Genomic DNA, 15,803 nt, shown 5'->3' on the forward strand with positions numbered 1-15,803 from the left:
GACGACAAAGCGCCCGGACACGGGGTCCGGGCGCCTGTCGTTCGGTCCTGTCAGACCGTTACATGGTCGAGTCGTAGGTTTCCATGTCGGTCAGCTGGTCGGTGGTATAGGGCGTCACGACGGCGTAGGAGCTTTCGTCGATCGGCACCAGCTTGAAGTCGGTGGTCGGCAGCATCACGAACTTGTCGCCGATGCCGAGGAAACCGCCCACTTCGGCAACGATGCCCTCGATCTTGCCTTCCGAGGACAGCACGACATCGTGGATCGAGCCGATGCGTTCCCAGCCCTCGCCGATGGCGTCGTAAGAGGCGGTGCCCTCCCAGTTCTCGTCAACCGAGTCCACGGTGGTGGTGTAGACCACGCCGCCCGAGATCGCGCTTACCGGGACCATGCCCTGAATGCCGAGCGCGCCGCCCATGCCATCGTCGGCTGCCGCCATGTCGGCGTCTTCTGCCATCGGGTCGGCTGCCGGGTCGGCGGCATCGGCCATGGCGGGGTCTTCCGCACCTTCGGCCATCGGATCGGCGGTTTCGGCGTCAGCCACATCGGCATCGGCGTCTTCGGCCATCGGGTCGGCATCCTCTGCCTCCGCAACGTCGGCGTCAGCCTCGGCTTCGGCTGCCGGATCAACGGCTGCATCGGTGTCCGCCTGCGCGGTTGCTGCCGGATCGTCGGTCGGCAGCACGGTGCCGTCGGCGGGCTCTTCCTGAGCAAGCGCATACATCGGCACAAGGGCGGCCACGGCGGTGGTCATCAGAAAGCGTTTCATTGTCAGTCTCCCAGTATTGGATCGTGTGATGCCGGTGAAACACCGCCAAAACCTCCTCCGTTCCCGGGTTTATTTTTCGTCAGTCACGGAACTTCACGTTGCCTTGTGCGTATGCACGAACTTCAGCAGGGCGGCGGTGGATCCGTCCTTCTCGGCGGCCCCCGACTCGCCCCGAACCAGCGGCCCCAGCGCGGTCGCCAGCTCCTTCCCAAGCTCGACACCCCACTGGTCGTAGGGGTTGATCCCGAGGATCACGCCCTCGACAAAGACGCGGTGTTCGTACAGCGCCACGATCTTGCCAAGCGTCTCGGGATCGAGCAGCGGGTAGATCAGCGTGGTCGAGGGGCGGTTGCCCGGGAACACGCGATGCCGGGCCTGCCGTTCCAGCTCGTCGCCCTCGAACTGCCCGGCCACCTCGGCGCGCGCCTCGTCCAGCGACCGGCTCGCGCATCAGCGCCTTTGACTGGGCAAGGCAATTGGCGACAAGCAGGGCGTGGTGGTGACGCAGGTCGGGTTCATGGCCCTGCGCGGCGACGAGGAACTCGCAGGGGACAACCCGCGTGCCCTGATGGATCAGCTGGTAGAAGGCATGCTGGCCGTTGGTGCCCGGCTCTCCCCAGACGATGGGACCGCTGTCATAGGGCAGAGCCGCGCCATCCATGCCGACGCCCTTGCCGTTGCTCTCCATCTCCAGCTGTTGCAGGTAGGCGGGCAGACGGCTGAGGCGGTTGTCGTAGGGCAGCACGGCGCGGGTGGCATGGCCCAGCACCTGATTGTGCCAGACGCCCACCAAAGCCAGCAGCACCGGCATGTTCACGGCCAGCGGCGCCTCGACGAAGTGGCGGTCCATGGCCTCGGCACCGCGCAGGAAGGCGGTGAAACCCTCGGGTCCGATCGCCAGCATCAGCGCCAGCCCGATCGGACCCCAGACGGAATAGCGCCCGCCGACCCAGTCCGCGAAGCCGAAGCAGCGTTCCGGCGGGATGCCGAAGGCCCCGGCCCGCGCCACATCCGAGGACAGCGCGATGAACTTGCCGGCCGCGTCCACACCCTTCTCCGCCAGCCAGCGTTTCGCGGTCCCGGCATTGGTCATGGTCTCGATGGTGGTGAAGGTCTTGGAGGCGACGATGAAGACCGTCCGGGCCGGATCGCAGCGGCGCAGCGTGTCGGCAATGTCGGCACCGTCGACGTTTGACACGAAGTGGCAGCGCGGCCCGTCGTGGTAGGGCGCCAGCGCCAGCGTCGCCATGACCGGCCCAAGATCCGAGCCGCCGATGCCGATGTTGACCACATCGGTCACGTCCGAGCCTCGGATCTCGTTGGCCAGCGCCTCCATCCGCGCCAGCGTGTCCAGCACCCCCGGCATGACGTCCCTGCCCTCGACCAGCACCGGGCGCGCATCGAGGTTGCGCAGCGCGGTGTGCAGGACCGCCCGCCCCTCGGTCTCGTTGATCTTCTGGCCCGCGACCATGGCATCGCGCCGCGCCGCCACCCCGCGGCTTTCGGCAAGATCCAGCAGCGCCGCGCGGATATCGTCGTCGATCTGGGTCTTGGCGTAGTCGAACCGCATGCCCAGAGCCTCGAGGCTGAAGGCATCCGCCCGGTCGGCATCGGCAAAGAGATCCTCGATACGGCGGTCGCCCAGCCCCTCCGCCAGTGATTTCAGCGTCTCGAACATGTCTCTCACTACTCCGCCCAATGGACCGTGGCGCCGTTCAGCACCGCATTGATGGGCGCCTCATGCGCCGGTTTGCCGCGCGCCTCGTCCAGCGCGCGCCGCTTCTCCGCGCCGAAGATCAGTACATGCTTGTTCATCGCCCCGTCCAGCACCCGCGCCGACAGGGTCACCCGAGGCTCTGCCGCGCCCGGCGCGCGCACCGGCACCAGCACCGGCGCATCCGCCGCCAGCGCCCGGTCCAGCGTGTCGCCGCCCGGAAACAGCGAAGCGGTGTGCATGTCGGCGCCCATCCCCAGCAACAGCACATCCACCGGAAGCTCTGCCCCGATGGGCTGGGCCAGCGCCTCCAGAGCCTCTTCCGGCTCTGCCGCCGGGGCATAAAGGGGCAGAGACCGGGCCTTTTGCGCACGGTTGACCAGCAAACGGGACTTCAGCAGCGCCGTGTTCGACCGGGGGCTGTCCTCTGGCACCCAGCGTTCGTCCGACAGCAGGACATCCACCCGGCCCCAATCCAGATCCGCCGCGCAGAGATCGTCGAAGACCGGCCCCGGAGAGGTGCCGCCCGGCACCACCAGCAGCGCCCGCTCTTCATGGGTCAGCGCGGTCCGCAGGGCCCCCGCGATGCGGTTGGCCAGGGCGATGATCAGCATCTCCCGGTCCGGGTACTCTTGGAAATCGTAGCTCATGCCTCTTCCTCCCGCGATGCTTGTGCAGGTGTCCGCGCCATGGGCCGCCCTGTCAACCGACCGGCCCTCAGACCCGGATATCGCGCCACTTTCAGCTCGTCCTTATGCATCAGCATCAAGGCGTCTTCCGGCCCGCTGGACCCGGCGTCGTAGGGCTTGGGCACGTCGCCGCGCGCCGTCCAGCCCTCGATGATAGGGTCGGTCCAGGCCCAGGCCGCCTCGACCTCGTCGCCGCGCATGAACAGGGTCTGGTTGCCCCGGATCACGTCCATGATCAGCCGCTCGTAGGCGTCGGGCACATCCTCTGCGTCCGGGCCAAGCGCGTCGGCAAAGCTCATGTCCAGCGGCACGTCGATCAGGCGCATGCCGCCCGGCCCCGGTTCCTTGATGGTGACGCCCAGGGTCATGCCCTCGTTGGGTTGCAGCCGGATCGTCAGCACGTTGCGATGCGTGCCCGCCTCGGGGCCAAAGATCGAATGCGGCGCGTCCTTGAAGACCACGGCGATCTCGCTGGCCCGCGCGCGCAGCTTCTTGCCGGTGCGCAGGTAGAAGGGCGTCCCCGCCCACCGCCAGTTCGAAATCGCCAGCTTCATCGCGACGAAGCTTTCGGTGGTCGAGCGCTGGTTGTCCACATGCGCCCGGTAGCCGGGCTGGCTGTCGTCCGCCTCGTACTGGCCGCGCACGATCTGGTGGTAGTCCACCGGGTCCAGCGCGCGGATCACCTTCAGCTTTTCGTCGCGCACCGAATCCGGCTCGAAGCGCGCGGGCGGCTCCATCGCGATCAGGCACAGAAGCTGCATCAGGTGGTTCTGCACCATGTCCCGCATGGCGCCGGCCTTGTCGTAATACCCACCGCGCCCGCCCACATCGACGGTCTCGGCCACGGTGATCTGGATGTGGTCGACATATTGCGCGTTCCACAGCGGTTCGAACAGCATGTTGCCGAAGCGCACCGCCATGAGGTTCTGCACCGTCTCCTTCCCCAGGTAATGGTCGATCCGGTAGATCTGTTCCTCGTGGAAATGCTCGCGCAGGGTCACGTTCAGGGCGCGGGCGCTGGCAAGGTCGTGCCCGAAGGGCTTTTCCACCACCACCCGGCTGTCGTCATCCGCAAGACCGAAGCCGCGCAGCCGCTCTGCCAGCGCGCCGAAGAGGCTGGGCCCGACCGAGAAATAGAAGGCCCGCACCACGCCCGCGCGCAGCTTGCCCTTCAGGTCTTCCCAGCCGCCGTCGCCCATGGCGTCCACCGCGACATAGTCCAGCCGCCCGACGAATTCGGTCAGGGCCTCAGGGTCATGGGGGCCGCCGAACTCTTCCACCGCCTTGCGGATCATGTCCTGGAAAGCCTCCCGGCCCATGTCCGAGCGCGCCGCGCCGATGATGCGCGCCTCTTCCGGCATCTGGCCCGAGTTGAAACGGCGGAACAGCCCCGGAAGGATCTTGCGCCGTGCAAGATCGCCGGTGCCTCCGAAGATGACGAGGTCGAAGGGGTCGACCGGAATGACGCGTGAAACCATGGGGTCGCTGCCTTTTCTGCCTGTCGCGCCGACGCCCCGGCGCTTTCCGTTCCCTGGGGTAGTTAGCGCTAACGTCACCCGTCTCGCGTGATTTAGACCATGTCGTGGCGAAAGTCTAACACCCATGTTGCGCGTCACAATGCCGTCAGGGAAAATGTTTCCACTGGTCCTGTGGACGGCAGCGCCTTAGCTGGAAAATGATGCAGGCCGGAGGGAAGACATGAAAGATGCAAGCGTTGCCAACGTCGGGAAATTCGTCGACCCCAAGGTGACCGCCGACGGCTCGGCCCGCGCGACCGTGGCGCTGACCAAGCCCGAAACGCTGTGGTTCAACACCGGAACGCTCTGCAACATCACCTGCGCCAACTGCTACATCGAAAGCTCGCCCGACAATGACGCGCTGGTCTACATGACCGCCGAGGAGGTCTCGGGCTATCTCGACCAGCTTGCGGACCGGCAATGGGGCGTGCGCGAGATCGGCTTTACCGGCGGGGAGCCCTTCATGAACCCCGAGATGGTCGAGATGGCGCGCCGCTGCCTCGAGCGCGGCTACGAGGTGCTGATTCTCACCAATGCCATGCGCCCGATGATGCGCCCGAAGGTCCGGCAGGGGCTGATGGCCCTGCGCGCGGGCTACGGCGACCGGCTGACCCTGCGCATCTCGCTCGACCACTGGCGCCCGGCAATGCACGATCAGGAACGCGGCGCCGGAACCCGGGAGCGGACGCTGGAAGGCATGCGCTGGCTGCGCGACAACGGCTTTCGCATGGCGGTCGCGGCCCGCACCCTGTGGGGCGAACCCGAGGCCGAGGCCCGCGCGGGCTTTGCCCGGCTGTTCGCCGACGAGGGCCTTGCCATCGACGCGATGAACCCCGGCGAGACGGTGCTCTTCCCCGAGATGGACATGGGCGCCGAGGTTCCCGAGATCACCACCGCCTGCTGGGGCATCCTGAACAAGCGGCCCGACAGCGTCATGTGCGCCTCGTCGCGCATGGTGGTGAAACGCAGGGGTGCCAGGACGCCCGCCGTTCTGGCCTGCACGCTGCTGCCCTACGACCCGCAGTTCGAACTGGGCGAAACCCTGGCCGAGGCAGAGCGCGCCGTCGCCCTCAATCACCCCCATTGCGCGAAATTCTGCGTTCTGGGCGGGGCAAGCTGCTCGGCCTGACGGTCCTGGCGCGGCGCCCCGCCCCCCTTGGTGCCACCGAACGGCGCGGGTCCGCGCGCGCCCGGCAAGCCACCGCCTGCGCGCTTGCAAGGTCCTGCGCCCCGTGCGACCAACAAGGGCCACAAGACCGGAGCCCGCATGCCCCCCCGCAAGATCATCATCGACACCGACCCCGGACAGGACGACGCGGTCGCCATCCTGCTTGCCCTCGCCTCTCCCGAAGAGATCGCGGTGCTCGGCATCACCACGGTCGCGGGCAATGTGCCGCTTGACCTGACCACGCGAAACGCGCGGATCGTCTGCGAACTGGCGGGCAAGACCGGAACCCGCATCTTCGCCGGCTGCGACCGCCCGCTGAAGCGGCCTCTGGTCACGGCGGAACATGTGCACGGCAAGACCGGCCTCGACGGCCCGACCCTGCCGGACCCGACCATGCCGGTCGAGGACACCCACGCCGTCGACTTCATCATCGACACCCTGCGCGGCGAACCGGCCGGGACGGTGACGCTCTGCCCGCTCGGGCCGCTGACCAACATCGCCACCGCCCTGCACCGCGCGCCCGAGATCGCCGACCGCATCCGAGGAGATCGTCCTGATGGGCGGCGCCTATTTCGAGGTCGGCAACATCACGCCCACCGCAGAGTTCAACATCTACGTGGACCCCGAGGCCGCCGAAGCGGTCTTTGCCTCGGGCGTGCCGATCACCGTCATGCCGCTGGACGTGACCCACAAGGCGCTGGTGACGACGCCCCGCAACGACGCCTTCCGCGCGCTGGGGACACCGGTGGGCCTGGCCGTGGCGCAGATGACCGATTTCTTCGAACGCTTCGACAAGGAGAAATACGGCTCTGACGGCGCGCCCCTGCACGACCCCTGCGTGACCGCCTACCTGATCCGGCCAGAGCTGTTCACCGGGCGTCACATCAATGTCGAGATCGAAACCCGAAGCGCGCTGACCCTCGGCATGACCGTCGCCGACTGGTGGGGCGTCACCGACCGCGCGCCCAACGCCACCTTCATGGGCGCACTCGACGCGGAGGGGTTCTTTGCCCTTCTGACCGAAAGGCTGGCGCGGCTGTGAGACCCGGAAAGGCCCGCCGATGAAGTCCCTGCACCTCGCCGCAGAGGCGGACAGCGACAAGCTTCTGCCGCTGGTCTCGGCCTTCCATGCCGAAATGGGCTTCGACACCGATGCCGAGCACCAGTCCAACGCCATTGCACCGCTGCTGGCCGGGTCTCCGCATGGCGCGGCCTGGCTGATCGGGCCAAGACGCGCGCCTGTGGGCTACATCGTCGTGACCTTCGGCTGGTCGGTGGAATACGGCGGCCTCGATGCGATCGTCGACGAGATCTACGTGCGCCCCGCGGTGCGCAAGCGCGGCATGGGGTTCGAGGCCCTGAACGGCATCGCCAAGGCGCTGAAGGAGGGCGGCGTCCGCGCCCTGCACCTGGAGGTCGACATGGCCGACGAGACCGCCGTCCGCTTCTACAGCCGCGCCCGTTTCGCGCCGCGCGACGGCTACCTGCTGATGAGCCGCGTGCTTTAGAGGGGATCAAGGCTTTGCGGCGCAAAGCCTTGCCCGCGCGACCCGGTGTCTCTGGCACAGATGGCGCCCTGCCCCTATATCCGGGGCATGACGCTGCACATCCCCTTCGACAATTCCTACGCCCGCCTGCCCCGCGACTTCTATGCGCCGCAGGCGCCGGTCCCGGTGAAGGCGCCCTCGCTGATCGCCTTCAACGCCCCGCTGGCGCGGAGCCTGAACATCACCGGCGCGGACGACCCGCAGCTGGCCGCGCTGTTTGCGGGCAATGCCCTGCCGGCGGGCGCAGAGCCGCTGGCGCAGCTTTACGCCGGGCATCAGTTCGGCCACTGGAACCCGCAGCTCGGCGACGGGCGCGCCGTCTTGCTGGGCGAGACGCTTGGCGCCGACGGGCTGCGCCGCGACATCCAGCTGAAGGGCTCCGGCCCGACACCGTTCTCGCGGCGCGGCGACGGGCGGGCCCGGCTTGGGCCGGTGCTGCGCGAATACGTGGTCTCGGAGGCGATGCACGCGCTTGGCATCCCCACCACCCGCGCGCTGGCCGCCACCCGCACCGGCGAAGAGGTCTGGCGCGAAACCGCCCTGCCCGGCGCCGTCCTGACGCGCGTTGCCGCCAGCCACATCCGCGTCGGCACCTTCCAGGCCTTTGCCGCGCGCCGCCAGCACGACCTGCTGCGCCGGCTTTACGACTACACCGTCGACCGCCATTACCCGGATGCCCGCGACCCGCTGGACCTGCTCAACGCGGTGATCGCGCGGCAGGCCGATCTGGTGACGCGCTGGCTGTCGGTCGGCTTCATTCACGGCGTGATGAACACCGACAACTGCACCCTCTCGGGCGAGACCATCGACTATGGCCCCTGCGCCTTCATGGATGTCTACAACCCCGAGACGGTCTTCTCTTCCATCGACCGCCACGGGCGCTACGGCTATGGATCGCAACCCGACATCATCGTCTGGAACATGGCGCAGCTGGCGACGGCGCTGGTGCCGCTGATGCCGGACGAGGAAGGCGCCATCAAGGCCTTCACCCAGGCGGTGCACGCGATGCCCGACCTCATCCGCGCGGGCTGGCTGCGCCGCTTCGGCGCCAAGATCGGGCTGGCCGATGCCCGGCCCGAGGATGCCGCGCTGATCGGCGACCTGCTGGTGCTGATGGATCGGGGGCAGGCCGATTTCACCAATACCTTCCGCGCCCTGACAGAGGGAGATGCCCGCGATCAGCTCACCGACCGGGACGGCTTCGACACCTGGGCAGAGCAGTGGAAACGGCGCCTGGGCGAAGAGCCGGGCGATCCGGTCGCGCTGATGCGGGCCACCAACCCGGCGATCATCCCGCGCAACCACAGGATCGAGCAGATGATCGCGGCTCGCCGTCGCAGGCGACGACGCGCCCTTCCACCGGCTGAACGCGGCGCTGGCAAACCCCTTCGACCCGGCCCCGGAAGACGACGACCTGCGCCGCCCGCCGACCCCCTCCGAGGTTGTACCCGCCACCTTCTGCGGCACCTGAGGGCCGTGGCCATCGCCGCGACGACGCTACCGCGCAGTTCAGAACCGAGACAAGCGCGGCGCCGGTCCGGGGGCCGGTCCAGCCGCGCGGCTCACCCAGGCGGGCCTGCACCGTCGCTGGCCCGCGAAAGGCGCCTTGCTCCCACGTCGGATAGATCGCCACCGGCTTTGGCACGGCGGCCCCGCCCGGTTGGTCAGCCCCTGTCCCCGTCCTTCGCGAAAGCGCCCGCGCGCAGCGGCAGAACCCGGCCTCCGGCCACGGCGCCCCGGGTCAAGGCAGCGTCAGAGTGGCATCAGACCGGCGCGCCCCGGCGTTTGTCCTGCGCGCCCTTGCCGGGACGGCGGCGGTTGATCAGCACGATGCCCACCGCGACCAGCACCATGGCGCCGATGAAGCTGACGGAAATGGGCTCGTCGAAGACCAGCCAGCCGAAGCCCACCGCCAGCACCGGCGACAGGAAGCTGAAAGAGGCCACGTCGGAGGCCGGGTAGATGGTCATCAGCCGCAGCCAGAACAGGAACCCAATCGAAGCGACGATCACGCCGTATCCCAAGGCGGCGAAGGCCAGCGGGTCGGGCGCGCGCCACAGCGGGCCCATGGCCCAGCCCACCGCCGTCAGCACCACGGCAGAGACGCCCAACTGCCAGACAAGCTGCGATTCGGGGCTGATGGCGGACACCCGCGTCAGCCGCAGCACCAGCGCGATGCCCGCCCAGGATAGCGAGGCACAGACCGCCAGCAGATCGCCGCGCAGGTCGCCCGCGCCGCGGCTCTGCGGGTCGGCCAGGGCCCAGTGCCACCCCGGCGACGGCCAGCACCAGCCCCAGCAGGCGGCGCGCCGACAGCCGCTCACCCGGCAGGGTGAAATGGGCGATGCAGGCCAGCCAGACCGGCATGCAGTAAAAGGCGATCGAGGCGCGCGAGACGGTCGTCAGGTCGAGCGCCGAGAACAGGAAGAGAAACTCGAGGCTGAACAGCCCGCCAAGCGCCAGCCCCGACCAAAGCGTCGCGCCAAGGCCGTCGACCCGGCGCCGCATCACCAGACACCAGACCGCCAGCACCGCCAGCGCGAAGACAGAGCGCAGCCCGGCCCCGAAGACTGGCCCGATGCCCGCGTTGCTGAGCTTGATGACCACCTGATTGAAGGCCAGCGCCGCAGCGAAGACCGTCAGGCCGGCGGCGCCAGCCAGGTCGATGGAGTCCTTGCGTGCCATGCCTCTCTTGGACCCTGCCCCGCCGATGGCGTCAATCCCCCCTCGGCCCCCTTGCCCTGTCGGCGATTCCTGTCATCCTCTCCGCGATACGCCGGACGAGGAGGATCAAGGCATGGGTCTCATGGGTACACTGGCCAAGATGGCTATCGGATACGCCGCGGCGCGGGGCGTCGACCGGATGTCGGGCGGTCAGGGGCTTGGCGCTCTGCTGGGCGGCGGCGCGCAGATCAAGGGCAAGGAACCGGCCTCGCGCATGCAGGCGCAGATGGGGCAGGCCATGTCCGGCCAGGGCATCGGCGACACGGGCGGCACGGGTGGCAGCAATCCCATGGCCGGGATGATGGAGATGCTGCAGAAAGGCGGGCTGGGCGCCATGGGCGCTGGCTCGGGCGGGAACCCGCTGGCAGCAATGATGCAGCAATTGCAGTCTGGCGGCATGGACCCCTCTGCCCTGCGCGGCAGCACCGGCAACCCGGGCGGCGGCCTTCTGTCGCAACTGGGTGGCGGCGGCACCGGGCTGGCGGGCATGTTCGCCGCCCCGGGCGGCGCGGCGGCCACGGCGCAGGGTCAGGGCGCCAGCGCCATGGCCGACAGCCTTGCGCAGACCCCGGTCGCCCCCGAGATGGAAAAGGCCGCCGCGCTGATGCTGCGCGCCATGATCCAGGCCGCCAAGGCCGACGGCGAGATCGACGCCTCGGAGCGCGCCAAGATCCTCGAGACAGTGGGCGCGGATGCCGATGCCGCCGACAAGGCCTTTATCGAGGAACAGCTGGCCGCCCCCGTCGACCCCGAGGCGCTGGCCGCCGACACGCCAGAGGCGCAGCGGATGCAGGTCTATTCCGCCTCGCTCATGACGATCCGGGTCGACACACAGGCCGAGGCCAAGCACCTCGACCGGCTTGCCCGCGCCATGGCGCTGGACGAGGGCACGGTCAACGCGCTGCACATGCAGATGGGCATGCAGCCGCTTTACAGCTGACCCCGGCATGAACCGCGGTCTTGCCCTCGCGCTGGCGGGGGCGCTGCTCCTGACACCCGACGCGGCCCTGATGCGCCTGTCGGGCATGGACGCTGGCCAGATGCTGGCCTGGCGCGGCCTGTGCATGGGCGCGCTGTTTCTGGCCGCATGGGCGCTGACCGCGCGAAACCGGCGGGCCGATCTGGCCGCCCTTGCCAGCCCGGTGGCGGCGCTGGTCATCGCCTGCCAGACCGCCAACGCGACGCTGTTCCCGCTGGGGATCGCCGCCGCGCCGGTCGCCCCGGTCCTGCTGGGCGTGGCAACGGTGCCGGTCTGGGCGGCGGTCCTGGCGCGGCTGCTGTATCGCGAACGGACGGCCCCGGCCACGTGGCGGGCCATGGCCGCGGTGCTGGCGGGCATCGCGCTGGCGGTCTCGGGCCATGGCGATCCGGACGCCACCGGCAATGCGCTGATCGGGGCCGCCTGCGGGATAGGAGTCGCCATGGCGCTGGGGCTGAACTTCGTCACCCTGCGCCACCACCCGGGCCTGCCGCTGCTGCCCGCCATCGGCGCGGGCGCCCTGCTTGCGGGGCTCTTCGGACTTGTCGCCGCCACCCCCGCCCGCCTGACCGAGGGAGTCCTTCTGCCGATCCTCGCCGCCGCGCTGCTTGTGCTGCCGCTGTCCTTCTTCCTGCTCAGCGCCGCGGCGCGCCATACCTCTGCCGCCACCGTCAGCCTGCTGATGCTGCTGGAAACCGCGCTCGGGCCGCTGTGGGTCTGGCTGGCCACCGCCGAAGCGCCCTCGCCAAGCGCCCTTGCGGGTGGCACGGTGGTCATTGCCGCTCTGGCGGTGTACCTCGCGCCACCCCGGCGCGCGCGGCCCTTGGCCTCGGCCTCCGGCTCGCCTAGAACGGGGCACCATCCAGCGGAGCCCGAGCCATGACAGACAGCATCGCAGACCGCTGCGCGGCCCGTGGCCTGCGCATGACCGGACAGCGCCGCACCATCGCCGAGGTGCTGGACGTGGCGTCGGACCATCCCGACGTCGAAGAGCTGTACGCCCGCGCCTCGGCGCAGGATCCGAAGATCTCGCTGGCCACGGTCTACCGCACCGTGAAGCTTTTCGAAGAGATCGGGATCGTCGAAAGGGTCGACTTCGGCGATGGCCGCGCCCGCTACGAGGATGCGGAACGCGACCACCACGATCACCTGATCGACCTCGATACCGGGCAGATCATCGAATTCGTCGACGAAGAGATCGAGGCGCTTCAGGAAAAGATCGCCCGCAAGCTGGGCTATCGCCTGACCGGCCACCGCATGGAACTGTATGGCGTGCCGCTGAAGAAAGGCTGACCGCCCGCCCCGACCCGCAAGGCGCGCCCCTGCGCTGTGTCGCAGCCCCGGCAGCCCCGGCGGTGCGGCCCGATGCGCGCGGCGACGGGCCGCACCGGGGTCAGGACGCGTCCGCCCGGTCCACGCCCGGCACATCTGCCCCGCAGACGAACCGGGGCCCGCAAGGGGTAGCGTGCACAGACAGGCCCAGCCCATCGGCGCGGCGGCCCCTTTCAGGACAGCGCCGCGTGCCTCAGGCCAGTAGCAGTGTCACCCGCCGGTTCTGCTTGCCCTTGTTCTCGATCTTGCCCAGCCGCAGCGCGCCGATCTCTCCGGTGCGCGCCACATGGGTTCCGCCGCAGGGTTGCAGATCCACCTGCTGCGAGGGCTCGCCGATCCGCACCAGCCGGACCCTTCCCGCACCGCGCGGCGGTTTGACCGACAGCGTCTTGACCAGATCGGGCTGCGCGTCGAGGTCCGCCTCGGTGATCCAGCGTTCGGTCACCGGCAGGTCGCGGTCCACCAGCGCATTCAATGCGTCCTCGATGGCCTCGCGGTCCTCCGGCGGCTCCGGCATCAGGAAATCCAGACGTCCGCCCGTGGCGCCGATCTGCCCGCCGGTGACGGGCAAGGGGATCACCACGCTGAGCAAATGCAGCGCCGTGTGCACCCGCATATGGGCATGCCGCCGCTCCCAGTCCAGCCGCTGCACCACATGCGCACCCAGCGGCGGCAGGGCGGCGGGTTCGGCGGGCACCAGAACCGAGGAGTGACCGTCCTCGGCCTTGACCGCCGTGGCGATGGCCAGACGGGTGCCGTCCCACTCCAGCCAGCCGCTGTCGCCGGGCTGGCCGCCGCCCTTGGGGTAGAACAGCGACCGGTCCAGCACGACGCCGCCCTCGGGCGTGATCTCCACCACGCGGGCCGGGGCCTCGCGCAGGTAGGCGTCTTCGCGGTACAACAGCGGCGTCATCGGACCGTCTCCCCCGTCGATATCCGCCTCGGACCCGTAAGAGCCGGGCTCGGCCCGTTCCTGCCGCTGCGGCCTGTTCGTGGTTTCCGGCTCTGCCGGTCCGGTGGTCGATTGCGGGGCCGCCGGCGGCGCGCCGGGCCGCCCGCCGCCAAGCGCCTCGGGGTTGCGCAGCCAGATGTCACGCTGCGCGAAGGGGATCTCGATCCCCTCGGCGACGAAGCGTTCGGCGATGTCGTGGTTCATCTCGGTGCGCACCACCAGCCCCTGCCCCACGTCGCGCAGGATCACCCGCAGCTCGAAGTCCAGCGCATCGGCGCCGAACCCGGTGAAGACCACCATCGGGGCCGGGTTCATCAGCACCATGTCGTGGTGCCGCGCGATATCCAGCAGGATCTTCTCGACCTTGCGCGTGTCGGTGCCATAGGCCACGCCGACCGACAGGATCAGCCGCCCCAGGGAATTGCCGCGGGTGTAATTGGCCACCGTGCCCGAGACGAAATCGGCGTTGGGGATGATCAGGTCGTAGCGGTCGAAGGTCTCCAGCCGGGTCGAGCGGACAGAGATGTCCTTGACGATCCCGTGGGTGCCGTTGACCTCGATCCAGTCGCCCTCTCCGATGGGCCGTTCGATCAGCAGGATGATCCCCGAGACGAAGTTCGACACGATGTTCTGAAGGCCGAAACCGATGCCGACCGACAGCGCGCCCGCCACGATGGCCAGCGACGACAGGTCCAGCCCGCCGGCGGTGATCGCCACCAGCGCGGCGGCGAAGATGCCGACGTAGCCGATCCCCGAGACCACGGCGTTCTGCCCGCCCTGATCCAGCTTCGTGCGCGGCAGAACCGCCGTCCGCAGCGCGCCCTGAAACAGCCGCGTCAGCATGAAGCCGATCACGAAGACGATGATCACCAGCAGGAAATCCGACGGCGATATCCGCGTCTCGCCAAAGGAAAAGCCTTCCTGAAAGCGCGCCCAGACCTCGGTCAGATCGGCCCGGCGCGCGCCCCAGATCAGCGCAAGAAAGGGGATCGAGCCAATCGCCAGCACAAAGCCCGCCAGCACCGGCCAGAGGCTGTTGTCCTCGTCCGGGTGGCTGCCGGTGACCAGCTCGTAGAGGTTGTTGATGAATTGCTGCAGCACCATCACCAGCCCGATCAGGCCCAGGGTCGCGATGGCCGGATAGATCAGCGCCTCGCCGACCTTCAGGTATCCCAGCGCCGCCAGCACCGGCCCCAGCGCGCCCAGTACCATGGCGGCACGCCCCATGAAACGCGCCAGCCGCATCCGGAAGAGCCCCGCGTCGGTCGACTCGAGCGCGGCCCGGCTGCCGGCCATATGCGCCTCGTTGCGGGTGCGGCCAAGGCGGAAGAGGAAATAGCCCGAGAACAGCAACACCGGGAACTGCAGCACCGCCTCGGTTTCCGCCGCATAGTTGTCCAGTTCGACGAAGACGCGCAGCATGTCGCGCAGCACGTAGCTGACCGACAGGATGTTGGCCACGCGCCGCGCCCGCCTGCGGTCTTCCAGCGCCAGGGGCAGAACCGCCATCTCGTCGCTGTCGTGAAAGGCCTGATCCGCCAGCCAGCGGATCAGAAGCAGCGTCGCGGCCCAGCTTGGCAGGTGTTCCAGCAGGACGCGCCAGCGCGGACCGGCGAAATCGGTGATCGTCGCGGCGGTGACCAGCAGGATGATCCCGAAGAGCGGCAGCATGATCTGGCCCAGGGAGATCACGAAACGGATCACCCCGGTGCCGCGCCGGCTGTGGGCAATCAGCCGCGTGACCCCGGCGCGCGCCCACCTGTGCCCCCGCAGGATCAGCATCAGCCCGATGCCGCCGACAATCAGGATGCTGGGCAGGTTGCGCCGGGCCACGGCGCGGTGGCCCGCGTCCCGGGCATTCGCAACCAGTTCCTGCCAGGACAGCAGGATCGAGGTCGTCAGGGCGTCGATCGCACCGGGCCAGTGCACCGGGTTCAGCGGCGAAGGTCCGACCGACAGCAGCGCATCCGCCTGCCGTTCCCGGATGATGCGGTCGATCTCGGCGATCATGGCGTTGGCGCGGGAATAGGCCTCTTCCGCGCGCAGCACCGGGGCGCGCAGCTCCGAGATCTGCGCGTTCAGCGTCGCGCGGCGCTCGGCGATATCCTCGGGCTCGCTTTCGCCCTCGGCGGGTGGCTCCCCCAGCGCCTGAAGCTGCGATTCCAGCGCATCGATCCGGGTCGCGTTGATATCCTGCCCGGCCAGAAAGCGTTCGCGCCATTCCGCCAGTTGCAGGCGCAGGGCCTCCAGCGTCTCGTCGCTGGCCTGCGGCTCCTGCAGGATCCGCTCGCCGCTGGCGGCACGGCTGTCCCAGGCGTCGTAGTCGGGGGCCTCCACGTCCTGCGCCAGCGCAAGTCCGGCGCAGAGGATCAAGGCAAGGCAGGCGGCGACGATCCGGTGAAGCCAGCCCAT

At 69.0% G+C, this 15,803-nt stretch carries 10 protein-coding genes and 4 pseudogenes; 7 read left to right on the forward strand and 7 right to left on the reverse strand.

Annotation, left to right across the window (positions count from 1 at the left end; genetic code table 11):
• Window positions 1-58: 58 nt before the first annotated feature.
• The 4 genes and pseudogenes from ABFB10_RS01425 to zwf all read right to left on the reverse strand — a co-directional run bounded on the left by ABFB10_RS01425 (window position 59) and on the right by zwf (window position 4,650).
• Window positions 59-769 carry a PRC-barrel domain-containing protein gene (locus ABFB10_RS01425; RefSeq protein ID WP_347165025.1) on the reverse strand — a complete coding sequence of 237 codons (711 nt, stop codon included), beginning with the start codon at window positions 767-769 and terminating at the stop codon, window positions 59-61.
• Between the two features lie 93 nt (window positions 770-862).
• Window positions 863-2,456 (reverse strand): annotated as a pseudogene (gene pgi / locus ABFB10_RS01430) (glucose-6-phosphate isomerase).
• Window positions 2,456-3,133 carry a 6-phosphogluconolactonase gene (pgl, locus tag ABFB10_RS01435; RefSeq protein WP_347165026.1) on the reverse strand — a complete coding sequence of 226 codons (678 nt, stop codon included), beginning with the start codon at window positions 3,131-3,133 and terminating at the stop codon, window positions 2,456-2,458. The pseudogene pgi and the gene pgl overlap by 1 nt, the downstream one beginning before the upstream one ends.
• Window positions 3,130-4,650 carry a glucose-6-phosphate dehydrogenase gene (gene zwf / locus ABFB10_RS01440; RefSeq protein WP_347165027.1) on the reverse strand — a complete coding sequence of 507 codons (1,521 nt, stop codon included), beginning with the start codon at window positions 4,648-4,650 and terminating at the stop codon, window positions 3,130-3,132. The genes pgl and zwf overlap by 4 nt, the downstream gene beginning before the upstream one ends.
• Window positions 4,651-4,870: 220 nt before the next feature.
• Here zwf and ABFB10_RS01445 point away from each other — a divergent pair, with 220 nt between their 5' ends.
• From ABFB10_RS01445 to ABFB10_RS01460, 4 genes and pseudogenes are all read left to right on the forward strand, one after another.
• The gene (locus ABFB10_RS01445; protein WP_347165028.1) at window positions 4,871-5,818 is read left to right on the forward strand and encodes a radical SAM protein; all 948 of its coding nucleotides are present in this window, start codon (window positions 4,871-4,873) and stop codon (window positions 5,816-5,818) included.
• Between the two features lie 138 nt (window positions 5,819-5,956).
• A pseudogene (locus ABFB10_RS01450) lies at window positions 5,957-6,899 on the forward strand (nucleoside hydrolase).
• Between the two features lie 19 nt (window positions 6,900-6,918).
• Window positions 6,919-7,365: a GNAT family N-acetyltransferase gene (locus ABFB10_RS01455; RefSeq protein WP_347165029.1), complete on the forward strand. Its 447-nt coding sequence runs from the start codon at window positions 6,919-6,921 to the stop codon at window positions 7,363-7,365.
• An 87-nt stretch (window positions 7,366-7,452) separates the two neighbouring features.
• Window positions 7,453-8,875 (forward strand): annotated as a pseudogene (locus tag ABFB10_RS01460) (protein adenylyltransferase SelO).
• Window positions 8,876-9,167: 292 nt separating this feature from the next.
• On the opposite strand, the gene ABFB10_RS01465 reads toward ABFB10_RS01460, so the two are convergent.
• Both ABFB10_RS01465 and ABFB10_RS01470 read right to left on the reverse strand, forming a co-directional pair.
• Window positions 9,168-9,728: a DMT family transporter gene (locus ABFB10_RS01465; RefSeq protein WP_347165030.1), complete on the reverse strand. Its 561-nt coding sequence runs from the start codon at window positions 9,726-9,728 to the stop codon at window positions 9,168-9,170.
• Window positions 9,727-10,089 (reverse strand): annotated as a pseudogene (locus ABFB10_RS01470) (EamA family transporter); the annotation flags it as partial. The gene ABFB10_RS01465 and the pseudogene ABFB10_RS01470, both read right to left, overlap by 2 nt.
• Window positions 10,090-10,201: 112 nt before the next feature.
• Between ABFB10_RS01470 and ABFB10_RS01475 the strand changes: the two are divergent.
• Genes ABFB10_RS01475 through ABFB10_RS01485 form a run of 3 tightly spaced genes read left to right on the forward strand, consistent with a single transcriptional unit; the run spans window position 10,202 to window position 12,400 of the window.
• Entirely contained in the window at window positions 10,202-11,068 is an 867-nt protein-coding gene (locus tag ABFB10_RS01475) for a DUF533 domain-containing protein (protein WP_347165031.1), read from the forward strand.
• Between the two features lie 7 nt (window positions 11,069-11,075).
• On the forward strand, window positions 11,076-11,990 hold the full coding sequence (locus tag ABFB10_RS01480; protein WP_347165032.1) for a DMT family transporter: 915 nt from the start codon (window positions 11,076-11,078) through the stop codon (window positions 11,988-11,990).
• A complete protein-coding gene (locus ABFB10_RS01485) occupies window positions 11,987-12,400 on the forward strand; it encodes a Fur family transcriptional regulator (protein WP_347165033.1) in 414 nt (137 codons plus the stop codon). Before ABFB10_RS01480 ends, ABFB10_RS01485 begins: the two co-directional genes overlap by 4 nt.
• 232 nt (window positions 12,401-12,632) lie before the next feature.
• Here the strand turns inward: ABFB10_RS01485 and ABFB10_RS01490 are convergent, their stop codons facing one another.
• A complete protein-coding gene (locus tag ABFB10_RS01490; RefSeq protein WP_347165034.1) occupies window positions 12,633-15,803 on the reverse strand; it encodes a DUF3772 domain-containing protein in 3,171 nt (1,056 codons plus the stop codon).

It is taken from the genome of Ponticoccus litoralis (genome assembly GCF_039769985.1).
Taxonomy (GTDB): Bacteria; Pseudomonadota; Alphaproteobacteria; order Rhodobacterales; family Rhodobacteraceae; genus Ponticoccus; species Ponticoccus litoralis.